Source organism: Allobosea psychrotolerans (genome assembly GCF_002917105.1).
Classification (GTDB): domain Bacteria; phylum Pseudomonadota; class Alphaproteobacteria; order Rhizobiales; family Beijerinckiaceae; genus Allobosea; species Allobosea psychrotolerans.
In genome coordinates this window covers 174,297-197,241 of the sequence record NZ_PQFZ01000011.1, presented here as the reverse complement: position 1 = coordinate 197,241, position 22,945 = coordinate 174,297, and the positions used below count along the sequence as shown (strand labels likewise).

The 22,945-nt window shown below is 67.0% G+C and carries 23 protein-coding genes and 2 riboswitches; of the genes, 15 read left to right on the top strand and 8 right to left on the bottom strand.

Translation table 11 applies throughout. From position 1 onward, the window contains the following. Nucleotides 1-23: 23 nt before the first annotated feature. The 9 genes from CYD53_RS18970 (at nt 24) to CYD53_RS18930 (ending at nt 8,672) form a co-directional block, all read left to right on the top strand. A complete protein-coding gene (locus tag CYD53_RS18970; RefSeq protein WP_103719633.1) occupies nt 24-521 on the top strand; it encodes a DUF721 domain-containing protein in 498 nt (165 codons plus the stop codon). A gap of 88 nt (nt 522-609) precedes the next feature. Further along, nucleotides 610-1,233 carry a DsbA family protein gene (locus CYD53_RS18965; RefSeq protein WP_103719632.1) on the top strand — a complete coding sequence of 208 codons (624 nt, stop codon included), beginning with the start codon at nt 610-612 and terminating at the stop codon, nt 1,231-1,233. Between the two features lie 168 nt (nt 1,234-1,401). After that, nucleotides 1,402-4,857, top strand: a complete 3,456-nt coding sequence (locus tag CYD53_RS18960; RefSeq protein ID WP_103719631.1) for a chromosome segregation SMC family protein — start codon at nt 1,402-1,404, stop codon at nt 4,855-4,857. Nucleotides 4,858-5,079: 222 nt separating this feature from the next. Further along, nucleotides 5,080-5,430, top strand: coding sequence for an AtpZ/AtpI family protein (locus CYD53_RS18955; protein WP_092169535.1), 351 nt, complete (start codon nt 5,080-5,082; stop codon nt 5,428-5,430). 44 nt (nt 5,431-5,474) lie between these two features. Then, entirely contained in the window at nt 5,475-6,239 is a 765-nt protein-coding gene (locus tag CYD53_RS18950) for a F0F1 ATP synthase subunit A (protein ID WP_103719630.1), read from the top strand. 63 nt (nt 6,240-6,302) lie between these two features. After that, entirely contained in the window at nt 6,303-6,530 is a 228-nt protein-coding gene (locus tag CYD53_RS18945) for a F0F1 ATP synthase subunit C (protein WP_056707584.1), read from the top strand. Between the two features lie 131 nt (nt 6,531-6,661). Next, a complete protein-coding gene (locus tag CYD53_RS18940) occupies nt 6,662-7,219 on the top strand; it encodes a F0F1 ATP synthase subunit B family protein (RefSeq protein WP_245928323.1) in 558 nt (185 codons plus the stop codon). 11 nt (nt 7,220-7,230) lie between these two features. Further along, nucleotides 7,231-7,707, top strand: coding sequence for a F0F1 ATP synthase subunit B family protein (locus CYD53_RS18935; protein WP_103719628.1), 477 nt, complete (start codon nt 7,231-7,233; stop codon nt 7,705-7,707). Between the two features lie 152 nt (nt 7,708-7,859). Next, entirely contained in the window at nt 7,860-8,672 is an 813-nt protein-coding gene (locus CYD53_RS18930) for a dienelactone hydrolase family protein (RefSeq protein ID WP_181011934.1), read from the top strand. Between the two features lie 100 nt (nt 8,673-8,772). Here the strand turns inward: CYD53_RS18930 and CYD53_RS18925 are convergent, their stop codons facing one another. The 8 genes from CYD53_RS18925 to CYD53_RS18890 form a co-directional block, all read right to left on the bottom strand. Continuing rightward, nucleotides 8,773-10,059, bottom strand: coding sequence for a L,D-transpeptidase family protein (locus CYD53_RS18925; RefSeq protein WP_181011933.1), 1,287 nt, complete (start codon nt 10,057-10,059; stop codon nt 8,773-8,775). Between the two features lie 199 nt (nt 10,060-10,258). Beyond that, nucleotides 10,259-11,833 (bottom strand): aminomethyl-transferring glycine dehydrogenase subunit GcvPB, encoded by a 1,575-nt coding sequence (gene gcvPB / locus CYD53_RS18920; protein ID WP_103719625.1) that lies wholly within the window; start codon nt 11,831-11,833, stop codon nt 10,259-10,261. A 15-nt stretch (nt 11,834-11,848) separates the two neighbouring features. Next, entirely contained in the window at nt 11,849-12,505 is a 657-nt protein-coding gene (locus CYD53_RS18915; RefSeq protein ID WP_103719624.1) for a hypothetical protein, read from the bottom strand. A 25-nt stretch (nt 12,506-12,530) separates the two neighbouring features. After that, on the bottom strand, nt 12,531-13,871 hold the full coding sequence (gene gcvPA / locus CYD53_RS18910; RefSeq protein ID WP_103719623.1) for an aminomethyl-transferring glycine dehydrogenase subunit GcvPA: 1,341 nt from the start codon (nt 13,869-13,871) through the stop codon (nt 12,531-12,533). 124 nt (nt 13,872-13,995) lie between these two features. Further along, a complete protein-coding gene (gene gcvH, locus CYD53_RS18905) occupies nt 13,996-14,370 on the bottom strand; it encodes a glycine cleavage system protein GcvH (protein ID WP_092169557.1) in 375 nt (124 codons plus the stop codon). A 29-nt stretch (nt 14,371-14,399) separates the two neighbouring features. Beyond that, the gene (gene gcvT / locus CYD53_RS18900; RefSeq protein ID WP_103719622.1) at nt 14,400-15,563 is read right to left on the bottom strand and encodes a glycine cleavage system aminomethyltransferase GcvT; all 1,164 of its coding nucleotides are present in this window, start codon (nt 15,561-15,563) and stop codon (nt 14,400-14,402) included. 51 nt (nt 15,564-15,614) lie between these two features. Next, nucleotides 15,615-15,725, bottom strand: a riboswitch (glycine riboswitch). Continuing rightward, nucleotides 15,726-15,825, bottom strand: a riboswitch (glycine riboswitch). Nucleotides 15,826-15,965: 140 nt separating this feature from the next. Further along, a complete protein-coding gene (locus CYD53_RS18895; protein WP_103719621.1) occupies nt 15,966-16,601 on the bottom strand; it encodes a hypothetical protein in 636 nt (211 codons plus the stop codon). Further along, nucleotides 16,598-17,089, bottom strand: a complete 492-nt coding sequence (locus CYD53_RS18890) for an invasion associated locus B family protein (protein WP_245928322.1) — start codon at nt 17,087-17,089, stop codon at nt 16,598-16,600. The genes CYD53_RS18895 and CYD53_RS18890 overlap by 4 nt, the downstream gene beginning before the upstream one ends. A 377-nt stretch (nt 17,090-17,466) precedes the next feature. Here CYD53_RS18890 and coxB point away from each other — a divergent pair, with 377 nt between their 5' ends. The 6 genes from coxB to CYD53_RS18865 all read left to right on the top strand — a co-directional run bounded on the left by coxB (nt 17,467) and on the right by CYD53_RS18865 (nt 22,906). Beyond that, nucleotides 17,467-18,351, top strand: a complete 885-nt coding sequence (gene coxB, locus CYD53_RS18885) for a cytochrome c oxidase subunit II (RefSeq protein ID WP_092169568.1) — start codon at nt 17,467-17,469, stop codon at nt 18,349-18,351. Between the two features lie 96 nt (nt 18,352-18,447). Continuing rightward, nucleotides 18,448-20,082: a cytochrome c oxidase subunit I gene (gene ctaD / locus CYD53_RS18880; protein WP_103719619.1), complete on the top strand. Its 1,635-nt coding sequence runs from the start codon at nt 18,448-18,450 to the stop codon at nt 20,080-20,082. Nucleotides 20,083-20,249: 167 nt separating this feature from the next. Further along, nucleotides 20,250-21,206 (top strand): heme o synthase, encoded by a 957-nt coding sequence (locus tag CYD53_RS18875; RefSeq protein ID WP_103719618.1) that lies wholly within the window; start codon nt 20,250-20,252, stop codon nt 21,204-21,206. Beyond that, nucleotides 21,203-21,373, top strand: coding sequence for a hypothetical protein (locus CYD53_RS30370; protein WP_175525534.1), 171 nt, complete (start codon nt 21,203-21,205; stop codon nt 21,371-21,373). Before CYD53_RS18875 ends, CYD53_RS30370 begins: the two co-directional genes overlap by 4 nt. Further along, the gene (locus CYD53_RS18870) at nt 21,373-21,972 is read left to right on the top strand and encodes a cytochrome c oxidase assembly protein (RefSeq protein ID WP_103719617.1); all 600 of its coding nucleotides are present in this window, start codon (nt 21,373-21,375) and stop codon (nt 21,970-21,972) included. The genes CYD53_RS30370 and CYD53_RS18870 overlap by 1 nt, the downstream gene beginning before the upstream one ends. A gap of 67 nt (nt 21,973-22,039) precedes the next feature. Then, nucleotides 22,040-22,906, top strand: coding sequence for a cytochrome c oxidase subunit 3 (locus CYD53_RS18865; RefSeq protein ID WP_103719616.1), 867 nt, complete (start codon nt 22,040-22,042; stop codon nt 22,904-22,906). Nucleotides 22,907-22,945 lie beyond the last annotated feature (39 nt).

The following is a 22,945-nucleotide window of genomic DNA, read 5'->3' as shown; positions in this document are numbered from 1 at the left end:
ACGCCGCCCCTGCACAATAGCGCATGGCTGCCAAACCCCTCGCCGACCTGATCGATGACTGCCTTGCGCCGGCGCTCGCCGCGCAGGGCTTTGCCGGCCGCGCCATCGTCTCGCTCTGGTCCGAGATCGTCGGCGAGCGGCTGGCCGCCCGATCGCGGCCGCTCAAGATCGACTGGCCGCGCCGCCGGCCCGCGCCGGGCGAGACCTCCGATCCCGCAACGATGGTGGTGCGGGTCGAGGGCGCCTTCGCGCTGGAGATGCAGCAGCTCGCGCCGCTCGTGCTGGAGCGGGTCAACACCCATCTCGGCTGGCGCGCCGTCGGCAAGCTCGTTCTGAAACAGGGCCCGGTCGAGGCGCCGGTGACCAGGCAGCCACCGCCAGCGCCAGACCCGGCGACGGTCGCACGCGTGGCGCAGCAGGTCTCCGGCATCACTGACCCGGAATTGCGGGCAGCGCTGGAGCGGCTCGGCCGTTCCGTCGGCGCGGGTGCCCGCCATGGCCGGCCCGACACAGCTTCGTGAATGCCGGCAAGATCGCGCCGAACCGATCTTGCCACAATCGTGATGGCCTCTATGGTCCGGCAACCGATTTCGCTCTCAAGGACACTGCATTATGACGAACAGGCGACAGCTTCTGACCGGCAGCGCCGGCCTCGCAGCCGCCGCGATGCTGGGCGCGCGCAGTGCCCAGGCGCAGACCGATCTGACCACGGCCGGCCCGCTCGGCGATGTCTGGCTCGGCCCGGCCGACGCCAAGGTGACGGTGATCGAATACGCCTCGATGACCTGCAGCCACTGCGCCGCCTTCCATCAGGAGACCTGGCCGGCGCTGAAGGCGAAGTACATCGACACGGGCAAAATCCGCTTCACGCTGCGCGAATTCCCGCTCGATCCGCTGGCAACCGCGGGCTTCATGCTTGCCCGCTGCAACGGCAACGACAAATACTACCCGATGACCGACATGCTGTTCAGCCAGCAAAAGGCCTGGGCTTTCACCGACAAGCCGGTCGATGCACTGTCGAGCATGGTCAAACAGGCCGGTTTCACACAGGATTCGTTTGAAGCCTGCTTGAAAAGGCAAGATATCTATGACGCCGTCACGCAAGTGAAGGATCGTGGGGCCAAGGCTGGCGTCGATGCGACGCCGACCTTCTTCATCAACGGGCAGAAGCGTTCAGGTGCGCTCTCGATCGCCGAATTCGACAAGATCCTCGAGCCGCTGCTGGCGGGCTGAGGACGCTCGGCCACTTTCTCACAACCTCCTCGTCATCCCGGACGCAGCGAAGCGGAGATCCGGGATCCATCATAGGCCGCCGACGAACCCTATGATGGATCCCGGATCGGCGCCGCTTCGCGGCTTGTCCAGGATGACGGCCTCAGATGTGGAACGGGGCGCGCGCTCATGCAGCTGACGCGCCTCAAGCTCACCGGCTTCAAGACCTTCGTCGAGCCGACGGAGTTCCTGATCGAGCCAGGGCTGACCGGCATCGTCGGCCCCAATGGCTGCGGCAAGTCCAATCTCGTCGAAGCCCTGCGCTGGGTAATGGGCGAAAGCTCGTTCAAGAACATGCGCGGCTCGGGGATGGACGATGTCATCTTCGGCGGCTCGAATGAGCGCCCCGGCCGCAACATGGCCGAAGTCGCGCTCACCCTCGACAATGCCGATCGCAAGGCGCCCGCCGCCTTCAACGAGACCGATGTCCTCGAAGTCACCCGCCGGATCGAGCGCGAGGAAGGCTCGACCTATCGCGTCAACGGCAAGGAGGTGCGCGCGAAGGATGTGCAGCTCCTGTTCGCCGACGCCGCGACGGGCGCACGCTCGCCAGCCCTGGTGCGGCAGGGGCAGATCAGCGAGATCATCTCGGCCAAGCCGCAATCGCGCCGGCGCATCCTCGAGGACGCCGCCGGCATCGCCGGCCTGCACAGCCGCCGCCACGAGGCCGAACTGCGCCTGCGCGGGGCGGAAGAAAATCTGACGCGGCTCGAGGATGTGCTCGGCGAGATCGACGGGCAGATCGAGGCGCTGCAGCGCCAGGCGCGGCAGGCCGGGCGCTATCGCAGCCTGGCCGCCGATATCCGCCGGGCGGAAGCCGTGCTGGCGCTGATCGCCCATCACGAGGCGCGCCTGCAGGAGGCCCAGGGCGAGCGCGCGCTGGAGGCCGCCATGCGCGGCGTCGCCGAGCAGACCGGCATCCAGGCGGAAGCGGCGCGGATGCAGGCCGTTGCGGCGCATGCCTTGCCTGCTCTGCGCGAAGCAGAGGCCGCGGCTGCCGCGACGCTGGTGCGGCTCAAGCGCGGCCTCGACGAGATCGAAGCCGCCAACCGCCGCGCCAGGCAGCGCGGCGAGGAGCTCGGCCGGCGATTGAGCGAGCTTCAGGGCGATCTCGCCCGGCAGGAGAGCGTCGCGCGCGATGCGAGCGGGAGCCTGTCGCGGCTGGCGGAAGAGGATGACGAACTGGCGCGCGAGAGCGCCGGCGCCGCAGCCAGCGCCGAGGCGGCAACGGCCAGCCTCTCCGAGACGGAAGCCGCCCTTGCCGCAGCCGAGACGGAGCACGCCGCCGCGCAGGCGCGCCTCTCCGATCTCGGAGCGCGGCGCGGCGCGCTCGAACGCGCCTTGCGCGAGGCACGCGAGCGGGTCACCAGGGCCTCGGGCGAGCGCGACCGGCTCTTGCGCGACCAGGCTGCGCTCGACGCCGCAACCGCCTCGACGCCGCTGGCGGCGCTGCGGGATGCGGTCACGACCGGCGAGACTGCGATGGGCGAGGCCGACGCCCGAGCCAATGCCGCACGCGGCGCGCTTGGGGCCGCCCGCGAGCGCGAGACGCAATTGCGCGCGCCGCTGGCTGAGGCCGACCGCAAGGCGCAGCGGCTGGAGACCGAGATCAAGACCTTGCAGAAGCTGCTCGCGCCGGCGAGCGGCGATCTCTGGCCGGCGATCATCGAGGCGATCAGCGTCGCCAAGGGCTATGAGACCGCGCTCGGCGCAGCGCTGGGAGACGATCTCGACGCCGCCACCGAGGCCTCCGCGCCGACGCATTGGCGCGACACCGGCCCGGGCGGGGACGACCCGGCTTTGCCTGCCGGCGTCGAGGCGCTGGGCCAGCAGGTGCGCGGCCCGCCCGCGCTGAAACGCCGGCTCGCGCAGATCGGCATCGTGGCGCGCGCTGACGGCGCGCATCTGCGCGATCAGCTCAAGCCCGGCCAGCGGCTGGTCTCGCGTGAAGGCGACATCTGGCGCTGGGACGGCTTCACCAGCGCCGCCGAAGCGCCCTCCCCGGCGGCGCGCCGCCTCGCCGAGAAGAACCGGCTCGGCGATCTCGAACGCGAAGCCCAGGCCGCGCGCGAGGCGGCGGAAGTCGCGCGGGAGGGACTCGATGCGGCGACGAACGAAGCCAAAGCCGCCGCCCAGGCCGAAACCGTGACGCTTGAAGCCGTGCGCATGGCGCGGCGCGGCCTCGACCAGGCGCGAGAGCAACTCGCCGCCGCCGAGCGCGAGGCCAGCGAGACGGCAGCCAGACGCTCGGCGCTGAGCGAGGCGATCGAACGCCTTGGCCAGACCATCACTGAAGCGACGACGCAGGCGGTCGGCCATGAAGAGGCATATGCTGCGCTCGCGCCATCGACCGATCTCGAAACCGTGCTGCTGAAGGCGCGCGTCGAGCTGGGCGAACGGCGTGTCGCAGCCTCCGATGCGCGGGCGCGGGTCCAGACCCTGGCGCGGGAGGCGGAGCTGCGCCAAAAGCGGCGCGTCGCCATCGCGCAGGATGTCGCGGCCTGGCAGCAGCGCGCCGCCACCTCCAGCCAGACGGCCGAGGAGACCAGGCGCCGCATCGAGACAGTCTTTGCCGAGCAGAAGGCGCTGCTGGAGGCGCCCGACACCTTCCTGGTCGAACGTCGTCGAATCGTCGCCGAAATCGAAACCGCCGAGGCCGGCCGGCGTGAGGCGGCCGACAGCCTCGCCAAGGCCGAAACCGCCCTGGCTGAGGCCGATCGCCAGGCGCGAGCCGCGCTCGAGGGGCTCGCCGGCGCGCGCGAAGTGCGCGCCTCGGCGGAGGCCAGGCTCGAGGCTGCCCGCCAGCGTGTCTCCGACGTGGCGCGCCAGATCGAGGACGGGCTGGAGACGACGCTCTCCGAACTGCAGGGGCTGACCGGGCTGAAGCCCGGCGAAGACCTGCCCGCGCAAGGCGCGGTCGAAAGCCGCCTCGCCGGCCTCAAGGGCGAGCGCGAGCGGCTCGGCGCCGTCAATCTGCGCGCCGAGGACGAGCTCTCCGAGATCAAGGCCAAGCGCGAGGGCATGACGGGCGAGCGCGACGATCTGAGCGAGGCGATCCGGCGTTTGCGCCAGGCGATCGGCGCCTTGAACCGCGAGGGGCGCGAGCGTCTGCTCGCCGCCTTCGAGATCGTCAACGAGCAGTTCCAGCGCCTGTTCAGCGTGCTGTTCGGCGGCGGCACCGCCGAGCTGAAGCTGGTCGATTCCGAGGACCCGCTGGAGGCGGGACTGGAAATCTTCGCCCGGCCGCCCGGCAAGAAGCCGCAAGTGATGACGCTGCTCTCGGGCGGCGAGCAGGCCCTGACCGCGACTGCGCTGATCTTCGCCGTGTTCCTGACCAACCCCTCGCCGATCTGCGTGCTCGATGAGGTCGATGCGCCGCTCGACGACGCCAATGTCGAGCGCTATTGCGACCTGCTCGACGAGATGGCGCGCCATACGCAGACGCGCTTCATCCTGATCACCCACAACCCGATCACCATGGCCCGGATGGACCGGCTCTTCGGCGTCACCATGGCCGAGCGCGGCGTCAGCCAGATGGTCTCCGTCGACCTCGCGACCGCCGAACGCATCCGCGAGGCCGGTTGAAAAATTGCCACAATCGACGCGGCAATGCGGCAAGAATGTCGCATCTCGCCTGAATTTATAAATATTCCAATGCTTTAAGCCACTTTGCCCTGCCTTGACAGGGCGGGGACCGGGCAATAAAGGAGGCCGTGCTGACGACGGCTCGATGCGCGGGTCTGGACAGGGATAGAGTGGTTTTTCACCGGATCGTGGCCATTTCGCGATCAGGGAGGGATCATCGCCATGTCGGAACCTGACAAAAGCGCCTCAGATACGGAGTTGCGCGCAAGACTGGACTCTTTGAAGTCCGCCATCGGGCGGGCGGAGGAGAGTGAAAAGCCGGGCGCAAGTCCGGCTGGGAAGGACAAGGCGCTTGCGGGCGCGATGTCTTCCGGGTTTCGCGCAGCAACCGATCTCGCAGGCGGCATCATCGCAGGCGCCCTTCTCGGGTTCCTCGGAGACCGGTGGCTTGGAACGTCTCCGTTCCTGCTGATCGCCTTCCTGGCGCTTGGCACCATCGCCGGTTTTCGTTCCGCTTATCGGCTCGGCGTGCGTCCGACCTCAGGGTCTCAGGACGACGCGGCGAAGAAATAACCGAAGAGGCAGCCATGCTGGCTGCGCGACGAGGGGCTTGAGACATGGCGGCTGGCGGCGGAATCGATCCGATCCACCAATTCGAGATCCATCCGATCGTGGGCCTGCGCCCCTTCGGGCTCGACCTGTCGTTCACCAATTCCTCGCTGCTGATGGTCCTGATCGTGGGCGTCGTCTCGCTGGTCATGATCTATGGCTCGAGCCAGCGCGCCGTTGTGCCCGGCCGGCTGCAGTCGCTTGCCGAGATCGCCTATGAATTCGTCGCCTCGACCGTCACAGGCGTGATGGGCAAGGACGGCATGCGCTTCTTCCCCTTCGTCTTCTCGCTCTTCATGTTCGTGCTGACGGCGAACCTGCTTGGCATGGTTCCGAGCTCCTTCACCGTCACCAGCCACATCATCGTCACCGCCGCCTTCGCCTTCCTCGTCATCGGCGTCGTGCTGGTCTATGGCATCGTCAAGCATGGCAGCCATTTCTTCGGCCTGTTCGTGCCGTCGGGCGTTCCCGGCTGGCTCCTGCCCTTCATGGTGCTGATCGAGGCGGTCTCCTTCGTCTCGCGGCCGATCTCGCTCTCCTTGCGTCTGTTCGGCAACATGCTGGCCGGCCATATCGCGCTCAAGGTCTTCGGCGGCTTCGTCGTCGCGCTGACCACCGGCGCCGGCGTGCTCGGCTATGTCATCGCGCCGCTGCCGCTGCTGCTCGCCATCGCGCTCACCGCGCTCGAGTTCCTCGTCGCTTTCCTGCAGGCCTATGTCTTCGCGATCCTGACCTGCGTCTATCTCAACGATGCTCTGCATCCGGGCCACTGAGCCCAGAGCCGAGATCGCGAGAGTTCACCCACCCGCTCAAGCTTTTCACACCGGAGAAAGACTATGGATCCTGTTGCAGCCAAGTATCTCGGCGCTGGCCTCGCCTGCCTCGGAATGGGCCTCGCCGCCATCGGCGTCGGCAGCATTTTCGGCAACTTCCTCTCGGGCGCGCTGCGCAACCCTTCGGCCGCCGACGGCCAGTTCGGTCGCGCCTTCATCGGCGCGGCGCTCGCGGAAGGTCTGGGCATCTTCTGCTTCGTCGTCGCGCTCGTCCTGATGTTCGTGCTCTGACGCACGCATCTTACGTCGCCTTGTCGAACTCCGGCGCGTCTCGTGGCGCCGGAGTGCCGGCATCACTGCTCTTCCGGCTGAAAGGCATTGCCATGCCGCTTCGTTCTGCAACTGTCTTCGGACGAGGACTGGTGGCTTCCGCTGCCCTGCTCGCGGCCGGTGCGGCCCAGGCCGCGGCAGAGCACGGCGCCAAGGCCTCCTTCCCGCCTTTCGACGCCAGGACCTTCGCCGGACAGCTCTTCTGGCTGGCGATCTCGTTTGGAGCCCTCTACTGGCTGATGTCGAAGGTCGCCCTGCCGCGCGTCGGCGCCATCCTGGAAGAGCGGGCGAGCACGATCTCGCGCGATCTCGACCAGGCTGCAGAAATGCAGGCGAAGGCCGAGGAAACCTCCCAGGCCTATGAGAAGGCCCTCACGGAGGCCCGCAAGAACGCGCAGTCGATCGCGCAGGCTTCCCGCGATGCCGGCGCCAAGGCGTCGGATGAGCGTCGCCGCTCGGTCGAGGCCGAACTCACCGCCAAGCTCGACAAGGCGGAAGCCGCCATCGCCAGCACCAAGTCGAAGGCGATGTCCAATGTCCGCGGGCTCGGCAGCGAAGTCGCGGTCGCGATCGTGACCAAGTTGACGGGTCAGGCTCCCAGCACGGCTGAGGCGTCCGACGCGGTCGATCAGGCCCTGGCGCAGGGCTGAGGAGAGATCAGATGGATACCTTCTGGGTCGGCGTCGCCTTCGTCATCTTCCTGGGCTTGCTCGCCAAATTCGGCGTGCACAAGAAAATCACCGCCGCGCTCGATTCGCGCGGCGAGATGGTTGCCCGTGAGCTGGCCGAGGCCCGCCGCTTGCGGCAGGAAGCCGAAAAGCTGCTCGCCGAATACGAAGCCAAGCGCAAGGCCGCCGAAGCGGAGGCCGCCAGCATCATCGCCGCGGCCAATGACGAGGCCAAGCGCCTCGCTGCCGAAGCGGAGACCAAGCTGAACGAGTTCGTCACCCGCCGCACCAAATCGGCGGAGGACAAGATCGCTCAGGCCGAGATCCAGGCGGAGGCCGAGGTTCGCGCCGCCGCCGCCGAGGCCGCGACCCGGGCTGCCGAGGCCATCCTGCGCGGGCAGATGGCCGGGAAGGCCGGCGAAGCCGCCTTCTCCACTGGCCTGCAAGAGGTCAAGGCCAAGCTGAACTGAGTTCGTCTCGGCCAGCCATCAGACCGACGCCGCGATCCCCTGGGACCGCGGCGTTTTTCTTTGGCCCGGCATCGCCTAGAGAATGCATGATCCGATCGGGTCGATCCGCCCTGATCGGATCAACTCTCGCGCCCTTGGGAGGATTCCGTTCGATGACGCAGTTCCTTCGGACCGCTGTTCTCGCCAGCACTCTCCTGCTTGGCCTCACCGGCTCGGCGTTCGCGATGGAGCAGGTCAGCTTCCCCTCGCGCGACGGCACCCTCCTGACGGGCTGGCTCGCCAAGCCGGCCGGCGCAGGGCCCTTCCCGGCCGTCGTCGCCATGCATGGCTGCGCCGGCCTCTGGACGCGCTCCGGCAGGATGAATGCGCGCGAGACCGACTGGAGCCAGCGCCTCAACGCCGCCGGCTACGCCGTGCTGCTGCCCGACAGTTTTCGCCCGCGCGGATTATCCTCGCTCTGCAATGATCGCGACCGCGCGCTGACGCCCGCCGGGCGCGCCAAGGACGCCTTCGGCGCAAGCGACTGGCTGGCCCAGCAGCCCTTCGTCGCAGCCGGGCGCCCCAGCCTGATCGGCTGGTCGAATGGCGGCTCGACGGTGCTGCGCGTCGCAGGCGATGCTGCTGCAGCCGGCGCGGGCGGGTTTCGCAGGGTGATCGCCTTCTATCCAGGCTGCCGCGTGATCTTGAAGCGTGGCTGGAGCGCCAAGGTGCCGACCACGATCCTGCAGGGCCTCGCCGATGACTGGACGCCGGCCGCCCCCTGCCAGGAACTGGCGCAACGCGGCGGTGCGCAGTTCACCGGCTTTGCCGGCGCCTATCACGATTTCGACCATCCCGACCTGCCGCTGCGCGAGCGCAACGCCGCCTTCTCGCAGCGCCCGGACGGCAAGGTCACGATCGGCACGAATCCGGAGGCGCGCCAGCAGGCGATCAGCAGCGTGATGGCGATCCTGGCTGCGCCCTAGGGTATTCTGTCTGAACTGGAAGCCGCACCGTCAACCCGGCGCTCTGCTGCACGGCTTGTCCAGGATGGCAGTGAGGTTCGGGAGGGCGCTTTGAAGCCGCTCAGTTGACGGCGGTCGCCGTCGTCGCGGGAGCCGGCTTCGCTGCGACGGGCTTCAACGGCGCCACCACGGCGGGCCTGGCTTCGAGCTTCTGGGGGGCAATCAGAGGCTGCGCCTTGGGCTTGTGCTTGCGCGCCACGATCGTCGAGGTGGCGATGCCCTGCGGCGTGTCGAGGCCGTAAATGTCCTCACGGAACTGGACGAGCCCATCGCCCGACTGCCAGCCGGTGAGATAGACCCAGGCGACCGGCACCGACTTCTTCAGGGGAATGTTCTTGCGCTCGTTCTTGGCGATCTCGGCCTCGATCGCCGGTTGCGTCCACTCTGTCCCTTCAAGCAGCCAGGCGGCGAGGTCGCGAACGCCCTCGATACGGGCGCAGCCGGAGGAGTTGAAGCGGACATCGTTACGAAACAGCGTCTTCTTCGGCGTGTCGTGCATGTAGACCGCCTCGGAATTTGGCATGTCGATCTTGAGCTGACCCAGCGAGTTCGTCGGGCCCGGCTCCTGCCGCACGGTGAAATAGGGCGACTTCAGGCTTGCCCAGTTCACGCTCGCGGGGTCGATTTCCTTGTTTTCGGCGCCCAGCAGCTTCATGTTCGACTTGGCGATGAAGCCCGGGTCCTGCCGCATATGGGGAATGATGTCGGCCTTCACGATCGAGGTCGGCACCGTCCAATAGGGGTTCAGGTTCACCGAGGTGATGTTCGCCTGCAGCACCGGCGAGGGCCGGTCCGGCCGCCCGACCACGGCGAGATGCCGGCGCTGGACGACGCCGTTCTCCACCGCCTCGACGCTGGCGCCGGGGATGTTGACCACGACATAGCGCCCGGCAAAGGTGAAGCCGTTGCTCTTCAGCCGCTCCAGCGTGGCGGTCAGCTGGTTCAGGCGCACCTCGACCGGCACGTTCATCGCCTTCAGCGTCAGCCGGCCGACCGTGCCGAGATCCGACAGGCCATGGCGAAGCTGGAAGCGCTTCACCGCGGCGACGACGGCCGCGTCATAGACATCGCCCGGCAGCGCATCCGGGGCCAGATCCCCGCTCAGCATCAAGCGCTGCTTCAGGATCGTGACGTCGGGCCCTTGCGCATCGGGCTTCAGGCTCGAAGCCGAGCCCGGCACCTTGGGCCAGCCGCCGCGATTGGCGATGTCCTCATGCGCGATCAGCGCCTCGAGCGTGCGGTCATAGGTGTTGGGGCCGTAGCTCGGCTGCTCGGCGCGCGCGCCTGCCGCCCCCAGGAAAAGGGCGAAGGCAGCGGCGACGGAAATCTTGACGAAACGCACGACCATGGAAGTGTCCCACAATGCGCCGAAGGCGCACCTCGGAAGCTTCCCTCGCATATGGTCAAGGAAGCCTTAAGGCCGGGGAGAGAATTACGTATCGGAACATTTCCGGGCGAGACCGTCCTTGCACGCAAGGCCAAATCCAGGGATTCGCCCTGCGATCCCCGGATTGCTTCGTCGCCAGACTCCTCGCGATGACGAGGGGCTACTCGGCCGCTTCGGCGATCGGCTGCGGCTTGACCCATTTCAGCACCGGCTGGCGCGCGGCGCGGGTTTCGTCGAGGCGGCGGATCGGGGCGTGATGGGGCGCTGCCGTGAAGCGCGCCTTGTCGTTGCCCTGCGCCGCCATGGCGAGGTCACGCAGCGTCGCGATGAAGAGGTCGAGCGAGGCCTTCGATTCCGACTCGGTCGGCTCGATCAGCATCGCGCCATGCACGACGAGCGGGAAGTACACCGTCATCGGGTGATAGCCCTCGTCGATCATCGCCTTGGCGAAATCGAGCGTCGAGACGCCGGTGCCCTTGAGCCATTCGTCGTCGAACAGCGCCTCATGCATCGAGGGGTGGTCGGGGAAGGGCAGCGACATCAGGTCGGACAGGCCGGCGCGGATGTAGTTGGCGTTCAGCACCGCATCCTCGGAGGCCTGCTTCATGCCGTCCGAACCGTGGCTGAGCATGTAGGCGAGCGCGCGGACATACATGCCCATCTGGCCATGGAAGGCTGTCATGCGGCCGAAGGGTTGGTTGCCGGCAGGCGCGTCGTCCTTGTTCTCGATCAGGCGCGGCTTGCCGTTCTCGATATGGATGAACGGTACCGGCGCATAGGGCGCTAGCCGCTGCGACAGCACGACCGGCCCCGCACCCGGCCCGCCGCCGCCATGAGGCGTCGAGAAGGTCTTGTGCAGGTTGATGTGCATGGCGTCGACGCCGAGATCGCCGGGCTTGGCCTTGCCGACGATGGCGTTGAAGTTGGCGCCATCGCAGTAGAAATAGGCGCCGGCCTCATGCATGGCGGCGGCGATCTCGACGATCTGCGGCTCGAAGATGCCGCAGGTGTTGGGGTTGGTCAGCATGATCGCGGCGATCTCGGGCCCGAGCAGCGCCTTGACGTCCTCGACTGCGACGGTGCCGTCCGGGCGGGCCGGCACCGACTTCACGGAGAAGCCGATCAGGGCCGCGGTCGCCGGGTTGGTGCCATGCGCCGATTCCGGCACGAGCACGACATTGCGGGTCGCGCCCTCGCCCTTGGCGGCGATGGCGGCCTTGATCGCCATCATGCCGCAGGCCTCGCCATGCGCGCCGGCCTTCGGCGAGAGCGCCACCGCCGGCATGCCGGTCAGCGTCATCAGGTAATGCGAGAGCTGCAGCATCACGTCGAGCGCGCCGGGTACGGTCGAGACCGGCTGGAGCGGGTGCACGTCGGAGAAGCCCGGCAGCCGCGCCATCTTCTCGTTCAGGCGGGCATTGTGCTTCATCGTGCAGGAACCGAGCGGGAAGAGCCCGGTGTCGATGCCGTAATTCTTCTGGCTGAGGCGGACGTAGTGGCGCATCGCCTCGGGCTCGGAGAGACCGGGCAGGCCGATGCCGTCCTTGCGCGCATGCTTGCCCAGGCGCGACTTGAACGGCGCGGGCGCATCGATATCGACGCCGGTCGTCTCGTGATGGCCGATCTCGAAGATCAGCGGCTCGATCTGCTGCAGAGCCTTGTTGCCGGTGAAGGTGGCGTGCTGCTCGCTGGCAGCCTCGCCGGCCTGGGTGGGACGTCCCTGACGATTGAGCATGGTGTTTGTGTCCGATCAGCGAAACTTGTAGGCGAATGAGAGCATCGAGTTGAGGCCGTCGCGCGCTTCCGCCGCGTCGAGCCCGATCGAAACGAAATACTGCACGAGGCGATTGATCCCGGCCTGATCGCCGGGACCGTTTGGCGGCGCCTGGCCGGCGAGCTTGGCGCAGATCACCCAGCTCATGGTGCGCCGCTCGCGCTGCTGGTTGGCATAGAAGCGCGGATCCGAGGCAGCCTTCTCGAACAGCCGGCCCCAATCCTGATTGGCGGCTGCCGGAATCGCCTCGATGCGGATGAAGGTCGAATCCTGCGGGCTTCGGGCGCGGTTGAGCAGATGGTCGACATCGAAGCCGGCAAGCTCGGCGGGTGTCGCCCTGACGCCATAGGCTTCGCGAATGAAAGCCAGATAGGCGGAGCGATAACCGGAATAACGCGCCGCGACCCAGCAACTCGCCTGCGTATCGGCATCACCGGGCCTGGTCACCATCGCGACATTGCGTTCGTCGCGCCGGCCGACTCCGCCCGCCATGCCGGCCTCGCCGGCATCCGAGATGAAGACCAGCCCCGGCAGGGCGCCGGGCGACTCGACCTGCACCTGCACAAGCGGGCTGCGCACCCACGAGGCGATGAGCGCCCGCTGACGGCGAGCGATGATGGCGTGCAGGGACATTGTGAGCCGCTCCTTCCGTTAAACGTCAGAGAACCTCGCGCAGCCGCGCGACGAAGGCGTCACGATCATCATCCGTATTCACTTCGGTGTTCGCCACGATCAGCAGATCGTCGAGCCCCGCGCCGGGCAACAGCCGCGAGACCGGCACGCCGGCGAGCACGCCCTTTTCGGCCAGCGCCTCGACCACCTGCGCGGCCGGCTTGGAGAGCTTCACGGTGAACTCGTTGAAGAAGCTCTCGTTGAGCACCGTGACGCCCTTCAGCCCGGCCAGCATGTCGGCGAGCTTGACCGCATTGGCGTGGTTGACCTCGGCCAGCCGCGACAGCCCGGCCTGGCCGAGCAGCGTCATGTGGATGGTGAAGGCGAGCACGCAGAGGCCGGAATTGGTGCAGATGTTCGAGGTCGCCTTGTCCCGGCGGATATGCTGCTCGCGGGTCGAGAGCGTCAGCACGAAGCCGCGCTGGCCGTCGGCGTCCACCGTCTCGCCGCAGAGCCTGCCCGGCATCTGGCGGACATATTTCGACTTGGCGGCGAAGAGCCCGACATAGGGGCCGCCGAAATTCAACGCGTTGCCGATCGACTGGCCTTCGCCGACGACGATGTCGGCCCCCATCTCGCCAGGCGAGGTGATCGCACCGAGCGAAACCACTTCGGTGACGACCGCGATCAGCAAGGCGCCATGCGCCTGTGCCTTCGCGGCGATCGGGGCGAGGTCGCGCAGATTGCCGAAGACGTCGGGCGACTGCACGACGACGCAGGAGGTCTCGTCGTCGATCTGGGCGAGGATGTCCTCATTGGCCGCGACATCGGGCTCCAGCGCCACGACCTCGTCACTCGCCATCTCGGAGAGCGTCTTCACCACCTCGGCATAATGCGGGTGCAGGCCGCCCGACAGCAGGGCCTTGCGGCGCTTGGTGACGCGGTGAGCCATCAGCACGGCTTCGCCGGTGCCGGTCGAGCCGTCATACATCGAGGCGTTGGCGACCTCCATGCCGGTGAGCGCTGCGACCTGGGTCTGGAACTCGAAGAGATATTGCAGCGTGCCCTGCGCGATCTCGGGCTGGTAGGGCGTGTAGCTGGTCAGGAATTCCGAGCGCTGGATCAGGTGATCCACCGTCGCCGGGACATGATGCTTATAGGCCCCGGCCCCGACGAAGAAAGGCACGGAGGAGGCAGCTACGCTCTTGGCCGCCATGCGCCCCATGATGCGCTCGACCTCGAGCTCGCCCTTGGCTGGGGCCAAATCGAGCGGTGCGGTCAGGAGCTTGCCGGCCGGTACGTCGCTGAACAGCGCATCGACGTCGGGAACGCCGATGCGGGCCAGCATGTCGAGCCGATCGGTGTCGGTGAGGGGAAGGTAGCGCATGGGGAATTCCCTTGAATGGCGTCATGCCCGGGCTTGACCCGAGCATCTCGTGAACCAGAGGCGTCTCGTCCGGAGATCCTCGGATCTCCGCTAGCTCCGTCCGAGAAGGACGGAGCGCCGAGCCTCACAGCGTCTTGACGTAATCCTGGTACTCGGCCTCGCTCATCAAGCCCTCGAGCTCGGCGGCGTTGCTGAGCTTGAGCTTGACGAACCAGCCCTTGCCGGCCGGGTCCTCATTGACCGTGCCGGGCGAGGCCTCGAGCTCGCTGTTGACGGCGACGACCTCGCCGGAGACCGGCGCATAGACCTCGGACGCCGCCTTGACGCTCTCGACCACGGCGGCTTCGCCGCCCTTGGTCACGGCCTTGCCGATGGCGGGCAATTCGACGAAGACGACGTCGCCAAGCTGGGCCTGGGCGTAGTCGCTGATGCCGACCGTGCCGGTGTCGCCCTCGATGCGGATATATTCGTGGTCCTTGGTGTAGCGGGTCTCGGCCATGGTCTTGTCTCCTGGAAAGGGAATCGGGATCAGCGCTTGTAGCGGTTGGGCACGAATGGCATCGCGGCGACGACCGCCGGCAGCGGCTTGCCGCGCACGATCAGATCAAGCCGCGTGCCGGGAGCGGAATGCGCCTTGGCGACGTAGCCCATGGCGCAGGGCGCGTTCAGGGTCGGGCCAAAGCCGCCTGAGGTCACCTTTCCGACGATCTCGCCCTCGGGCGTGGCGATCTCGGCGCCCTCGCGAGCCGGAGCGCGGCCTTCCGGCAGCAGGCCGACTCGGACGCGCGCGGGCCCCTCGGCGAATTCGCGCTGGATGCGGGCGGCGCCGGGAAAGCCGCCCTCCTCGCGCCGGCGTTTCTGGATCGACCAGGTCAATGCGCCCTCGACCGGCGACGTCGTGGTGTCGATGTCATGGCCGTAGAGGCACAGCCCCGCCTCCAGCCTCAGCGAATCACGCGCACCGAGCCCGATCGGCTTGACCCGGGCGTCGAGCAGCAGCGTGTCCCAGATCTCGCCGATCTTGCTCGCGGCAGCCGAGATCTCGTAGCCATCCTCGCCGGTATAGCCGGAGCGGCTGAGATTGGCCTTGATGCCGGCGACCTTCATGCTGCGCGAGGTCATGAAGCCCATCTCGGCGGCCTCGGGCGCGAGCACGGCCAGCGCTTCGGCGGCGGCCGGTCCCTGGATCGCGATCAGGCCGCGGTGCTCGGCCCGGATCAGCTTCACATTGGCCGGCAGCCTGGCCTCGATATGGGCGTAGTCCGCGGTCTTGCAGGCAGCGTTGACGACGAGATAGAGCGCGCCGTCCTCATCGGGGTCGAGCGAGCGCGTCACCATCAGATCGTCGAGGATGCCGCCCTCCTCGTTCAGGAGCTGCGAATAGCGCTGCTTGCCTGGGGCGAGATTGAGGATGTCGGCGGGAATCAGGGCTTCCAGCGCGCGTGCCGTGGTCTCGTGATCGGGACCGACCAGGAAGGCCTGGCCCATATGCGAGACGTCGAAGAGCCCGGCCTTCTCACGCGTCCAGTTATGCTCGGTCAGGATGCCGCTCGGGTACTGCACCGGCATGTCGTGGCCGGCGAAAGGCACCATGCGGGCACCGAGCGCGACATGGCGGGAATGGAGCGCTGTCCTGAGCGACGGGGTCTCGGGCGATGCATGAGCAATCGCGGTATCGGCTTCGGCAGCCATGGAGGGCCCCTTCCAGAGTCAAGCGCAAGCCCCGGACGGAACTGTCCGGAGCGCGCCCCCTCTGTCTCGGAACCTGAGAGATTTCCCCATTCCGGCGTCGTCAGCCGGACAGGTTACACCCGTCGGTGGGCGGAATCGCTTCCGCCACTTTCCAGAGCGCCAACTCCCCTAGCGGTCCTTTTGCCTGAGCGTTTCCGGGGCGGTTGCGCCTTCGGCGCCGAATCCGGACAAGTCCGAACCCGGTCTCTCCCGCGGGGATGTGCGGCTGAAGGCAGACATACTGGAGGCAGCCCTTGAGTCAATCGGGCGACTGCCTTCTTTCGCGGCAAGCACCGCGATTTTCCACGCAGTGCTCGAGCGGCTTCCTCACGCGAACCGCTACCCGCTTCGCTCGAAGACGCTTTACCTGCGCCGCCTGTGGGCGGCCGTCGCGGCGCCGGCGGGCGAGAGGTCGACGGTGATCTCGACATCGCCGCGGCCGGGCGGAACCACGATGCCCTGCTCGACATAGGAGAAATCCGTGCCGCCCTGGCCGCTGGCGATCGTCCCGCCGACGCGGGCCGAGCGGCGCGCCACCGTCGTCGTGCCGCGCGTGACCGTGGTCACCAGGGTCGCGTAATAGCTGCCGGGCGCTCCGGCCGGGCCAAGCAGCACGCGGCCCTCGACGCCGACCTTGAGATTGTAGCCGCCATTGCCCGTCGCCACGCATTCGCGCGCAACGTTCAGAATCGAAATTTGATGGCGCAGGCTGCCGCTGTCGGGGCCAGACTGGGCACGCATCGCGGCGCCGCCATCGGCGATGATCACCTCCGGGCAGACCAGCGCGTCCTCCTCGTCCTGGCGCTCCTTCTGGACCTCGCCCTGCGTCTTCGGCGGAGCCGGCGGCACGGTCGTGGACTGGAACATCACGACATTGCTGAACTTCTGGAATGCGCTCGGCTCTCCCGAGGAGGAGCCGGACGAACCGCAGCCGGCGAGGCCGACACACAAGACAGGAAGAATCAGCCAGTGCGGCCGGCTGAATGTCGCGTCAATCACGGCAAGGTCTCCACGCCGGGGCCGAATCCGGAAAGCGAGACGGGGATGCCCACGCCCTCCTCCGGTGTCTGGAACACAATGAATGTGGCGCTTTTGCCGGTCTTGAGCTGGCCGAGCAGCGTATCGTCCATCACCACCTCGGCGACGCAGCCGGTGGTCAGGCAGCGCACGAAGCCGGCCCGGCCGATATCCTTGTCGTCGATCTTCAAGCCCAGCCCCGAGGGCAGGAGCACGCCGAGCGGCGCGACCACGCGCAACAGCCGACTCTTCTGATCCGCCGTCTTGAGCACGATGACGAGCAGCGTCAGGTTCGGCCGGTCCTCGGCCGCGACATTCTGCACGAGCGCACATTGCTCGGCCTTGGCGCCGGGGGGCACCTCGCAGCGCATCTGCCAGTCGCCATGCGTCGACTTGACCGCGCCCTGCGCCAGCGCAGCGCCGCTGACGCCGCAGGCGGCCAGCGCGGTCGCGAAGACGCGTCCGATCATCTTGCCCATCCCTGCCTAACCTCCAAACCGGCGCACGCCGCCGGGCGTGACGAATAAAGCAGCCGAATTCAGGCGAAAAGCCGGTCAGCGCCCCGGCGCGCGCCGCCCTCGCCAAATCATGCCCGTGTTGGGACCATGCAGACCCTGTCCTGTCAAGGCGAGAGCCCAAAGCCAAGCCCGCCGCGACATACGACCTCGCGCGATTATGCCGCACGGCATGCGTGGAAGGCCCGCATTGCCCCACTGGCGCAAGCGTGATCTTTGATTTATCGCAATGCCGAAGTGCAGGGTGGGCCGCTGGGTCGTAACCTTGTCGCACGGACGCCTTTCGATCAGGGCGTTCCGAAGCGGGCATGATGAGGAGCTAGGTCGGACCGATGCGATTTCTGAGCAGGACCCTTGCAACCGTGGCCGCCATGGCCCTTGCGGCTGGCGCGACAGCGCTCCTCCCCGACGCCGCCCTGGCCGGCACCGGGATGCCCAGCGACTGGCAGATGAATCTGCAGGGCCCGGCGACCGAGGTCTCGGAATACATTCACTGGTTCCACAACTGGCTGAACGTCATCATCTTCATCATCTCGATCTTCGTGCTCGGGCTCCTGGTCTATGTCGCCTGGCGCTTCAACGAGAAGGCGAACCCGGTTCCCTCGAAGACGACGCATCACGCGCTGCTCGAAGTCGCCTGGACGGTGATTCCGGTCCTGATCCTGGTCGTGATCGCGATCCCCTCCTTCCGCCTGCTCAAGCTGCAGCTCGAGATTCCGCAGGCCGACCTCACCGTGAAGGTCACGGGCAAGCAGTGGTACTGGTCCTATGAGTACCCGCAGGATGGCGGCGCCTTCGGCTTCGACTCGCTGATGCTGGACGAGAAGCAGCGCGCCGAGGCGATCAGCAGCAACAAGATCGCCGCCGCCGAAGCCCCGCGCCTGCTCGCCGTCGACAATGAGGCCGTGGTCCCGGTCGGCAAGATCGTGCGCATCCAGGTCACCGGCGCCGACGTGATCCACAAGTTCACGGTGCCCTCTTTCGGCATCAAGATCGACGCCATCCCCGGCCGCCTGAACGAGACCTGGTTCAAGGCCGACCGCGAGGGCATCTATTACGGCCAGTGCTCGTTCATCTGCGGGCAGAACCATTCCTACATGCCGATCGCCTTCCGGGTTGTCAGCGCCGAGAAATACGCCGCCTGGCTCGCCGATTCGAAGAAGAAGTTCGCCAATGCCGACGACGCGACCAACAAGGTCGCCGCCGCCGGCCAATAGGCGCCGTTTTACGAACCGTTTGCCGCCCGGCCACCGCTGCGGCGCAACTTGATCGACCGACTGTAGCGAACCCGATTCGCAAAAGGAGACGACCCCATGGCAACTGCGGCTCACGACGCCCATGGCCACGGACATGACGATGCCGGCCACGAGCACCACCCGACCGGGTGGCGCCGCTGGCTCTTGTCCACCAATCACAAGGACATCGGCACGCTCTATCTGTGCTTCTCGATCATGGCAGGCCTCGTCGGCGGCTTCCTGTCGATCATGATGCGCATCGAGCTGCAGCAGCCGGGCCTTCAGATCTTCGCCAACGGCCAGAGCTACAACGTCTTCGTCACCGGCCACGGCCTGATCATGATCTTCTTCATGGTCATGCCCGCCGTCATCGGCGGCTTCGGCAACTGGTTCGTGCCGTTGATGATCGGCGCGCCGGACATGGCCTTCCCGCGCATGAACAACATCTCGTTCTGGCTGACGGTCGCCGGCTTCGTGCTGCTGATCATCTCGATGTTCGTGGAAGGCGCCCCCGGCGCCCATGGCGTCGGCACCGGCTGGACGATCTATCCGCCCTTCGCCTCGGCCGGCCATCCCGGACCCTCCGTCGATTTCGGCATCCTGGCGCTCCACCTTGCCGGCGCGGCCTCGATCCTGGGCGCGATCAACTTCATCACCACCATCCTGAACATGCGCGCTCCGGGCATGACGCTGCACAAGATGCCGCTCTTCGCCTGGTCGGTGCTGGTCACCGCCTTCCTGCTGCTGCTGGCGCTGCCGGTGCTCGCCGGCGCCATCACCATGCTGCTGACCGACCGCAATTTCGGCACGACCTTCTATGACCCGGCCGGCGGCGGCGACCCGATCCTCTACCAGCACCTGTTCTGGTTCTTCGGCCACCCCGAAGTCTACATCATGATCCTGCCGGCCTTCGGCATCGTCAGCCACATCATCTCGACCTTCTCGAAGAAGCCGATCTTCGGCTATCTCGGCATGGCCTACGCCATGGTCGCGATCGGCGTCGTCGGCTTCATCGTGTGGGCGCACCACATGTACACCGCCGGCCTCTCGCTCAACACGCAGCGCTATTTCGTCTTCGCGACGATGGTCATCGCGGTGCCGACGGGCGTGAAGATCTTCTCCTGGATCGCGACGATGTGGGGCGGCTCGATCCGCTTCACCGCGCCGATGCTGTGGGCGAACGGCTTCATCTTCCTGTTCACCGTCGGCGGCGTCACCGGCGTCGTGCTGGCCAATGCCGGCGTCGACCGCTCGCTGCACGCGACCTATTACGTCGTGGCGCATTTCCACTACGTGCTGTCGCTGGGCGCCGTGTTCGGCATCTTCGCGGGCTTCTACTACTGGTTCCCGAAGATGAGCGGCTATGTCATCCCGGACTGGATCGGCAAGCTGCACTTCTACGTCGCCTTCATCGGCGCCAACGTGCTGTTCTTCCCGCAGCACTTCCTCGGCCTGGCCGGCATGCCGCGTCACTATGCCGACTATCCCGACGCCTTCACGCATTGGCACTTCATCTCGTCGATCGGCTCCTATATCTTCGCCGCCGGCCTGCTGATCTTCTTCTACGGCGTCTACACCGCCTTCTCGAAGAAGGTCCTCGCCGGGGACAATCCCTGGGGCGAAGGCGCCACCACCCTGGAATGGACGCTGCCCTCGCCGCCGCCCTTCCACCAGTTCGAGACCCTGCCGCGCATCACCGGCTCGGACCACTGATCCAGCAGGCGGCGGGCCTTCCCAGGCCCGCCGCCGCCCCTCTCCCGAGCGCCTGTCGAGGCGTTCCGGAGACGGGCGGCCAAAGCTTCTTCTGCCCTGGCTCGCTTCCGTCTAAAGCCCATCGCGCCCACCAGGGGCGCCGCAACAAGTGAATTGACCTGAATCCGATGTCCGCCGTGTTCGACAGGATCGATCCTCGCACCGAAGGCAGCGCGCTGACCTCCACGGGAGAGGCGCGCGACTTCTTCGAGCTGCTGAAGCCGCGCGTGATGCTGCTCGTCGTGGTCACCGCGCTTACCGGCATGGCCACCGCGCCGGGTTCCGTGCATCCGGTGCTCGGCCTCGCCGCCTTGCTGGCGATCGCTGTGGGCGCCGGCGCCTCGGGCTGCCTCAACATGTGGTACGACGCCGACATCGACAAGCTGATGACGCGCACCGCCAAGCGCCCGATTCCAGCCGGCCGCATCCTGCCCTCGGAGGCGCTGGCCTTCGGCTTGACGCTGTCGGTCGGCTCCGTGCTCGTGCTCGGCCTCGTCGCCAACCTGCTGGCGGCCGGCATGCTCGCCTTCACGATCTTCTTCTACGCCGTTGTCTACTCGATGTGGCTGAAGCGCTGGACGCCCCAGAACATCGTCATCGGCGGCGCGGCCGGCGCCTTCCCTCCGATGATCGGCGAGGCCGTGGTGACCGGCGATTTCGGCATGCATTCGCTGGTGCTGTTCGCGATCATTTTCCTGTGGACGCCGCCGCATTTCTGGGCGCTCGCTTTGGTGAAGTCCGACGACTACGCCCGCGCCGGCATCCCGATGCTGCCCAATGTCGCCGGCGCCGCCGCGACGCGCCGCCAGATCATGGCCTATTCGCTGGTGATGGCGCCCGTCGCCGTGCTGCCCGCGCTGATGGGCTTCGGCGGGCTGATCTATCTCGTCGTCTCCGTGATCACGGGCCTGGCCATGATCGGACTTGCGGTGCGCGTGCTGCGCACGACGCAGGGCGAGGCCGCGAGCAAGGCCTGCTATGCGCTGTTCGGCTTCTCGATCCTCTATCTCTTCCTGCTGTTTGCCGTACTGCTCGCCGAGAACAGCCTCGGCCTGATGTGGGCGCTGCCCAAGGTGATCGGATGAGCGAGGCTCCCAAGCGCCCGAAAGCGCCGGCTTTCACGCCAGAGGATCTGGCGCGCCGCAGGCGCCGCTCGGTGGCGCTGGCGCTGGTGCTCGCCGGCCTCGTCGTGTTCTTCTTCGTGGTGACGCTGGTGAAGACCGGCCCAGCCATCATGAACAGGCCGCTGTGATGGCGCCCGCCCCCGCGCCTCAGGGACAGCCTGCGCATCTGCGGCGCACCGCGCTGATCTGCGCCGGCGTCGCCATGGGCATGACCGGCCTGGCCTTCGCCTCGGTGCCGCTCTACGACATGTTCTGCAAGGCGACGGGCTTCGGCGGCACGCCGATGGTCGGCACAGCCGGCGCCGGCGTGATCCTCGACCGGACCATGGCCGTGCGGTTCGACGCCAATGTCGCGCCCGGGCTGGGCTGGGCCTTCACGCCCGAGAGCCCTGAGATCACCTTGCGCGTCGGCCAGACGCAGACGGTGTTCTACAAGATCACCAACCGCTCCAGCCGCACCTCGACCGGGATCGCGACCTTCAACATCGCGCCCGAGAAGGGCGCGGCCTATTTCGTCAAGATCCAGTGCTTCTGCTTCACCGAGCACACGCTGCAGCCAGGCGAGAGCCTGGAGGCGCCGGTGGTTTTCTACATCGACCCGGAGATCGCAGGAAACCGCGACCTCGACGGCGTCAATTCGATGACCTTGTCCTACACCTATTTCCAGTCGAAGGCGGGCCAGCCCGTCGCCGAGGGCAAGGGTGACGCGGCCAAGTCAAACCTGTAACTAGTCGAACCTAATACGAGCGAAGCCGAAGCGCTGCGCAGATAAAGTCGGACGCGGAGACTGATACATGGCCGGGGCCCATACCAAGAACCACGACTACCATCTCGTCGACCCGAGCCCGTGGCCGCTCGTCGGCGCCACCAGCGCGACGGTGATGGCGATCGGCGCCGTGATGTGGATGAAGGCCATGCTGCTGGGCGGCATGAAGCTCGGCCCAATGGTCTTCGGCATCGGCCTGCTTGGCGTGCTCTACACCATGCTCGCCTGGTGGATGGACGTGATCCGCGAGGCCGAGAAGGAAGGCTACCACACCAAGGTGGTGCAGATGCACCATCGCTACGGCATGATCATGTTCATCGCCTCCGAGGTGATGTTCTTCGTGGCCTGGTTCTGGGCCTATTTCGACGCCAGCCTGTTCAGCTACGAGGCGATCAACTTCACGCGCCAGGAGTTCACCGGCGGCGTCTGGCCGCCCAAGGGCATCCAGACCTTCGACCCCTGGCACCTGCCGCTGCTCAACACGCTGATCCTGCTGACCTCGGGCACCACCGTGACCTGGGCGCATCACGCTTTGATCGAGGGCGACCGCAAGGGGCTGAAGCAAGGCCTCTGGCTCACCGTGATCCTCGGCATGCTGTTCACGCTCTGCCAGGCCTATGAGTATTCGCACGCGGCCTTCGCCTTCAGCGGCAATGTCTATGGCGCGACCTTCTTCATGGCGACCGGCTTCCACGGCTTCCACGTCATCATCGGCACGATCTTCCTGGCGATCTGCCTCTACCGGGCCTATCTCGGCCATTTCAAACCCGACCAGCATCTCGGCTTCGAATTCGCCGCCTGGTACTGGCATTTCGTCGACGTGGTCTGGCTGTTCCTGTTCGCCTCGATCTATGTCTGGGGCGCGGGGGCTCACGTCGCCGCGGCGGCGCACTGACGAACGGCCGCAAGCACTGATATGGCAAAGGCGGCCGCA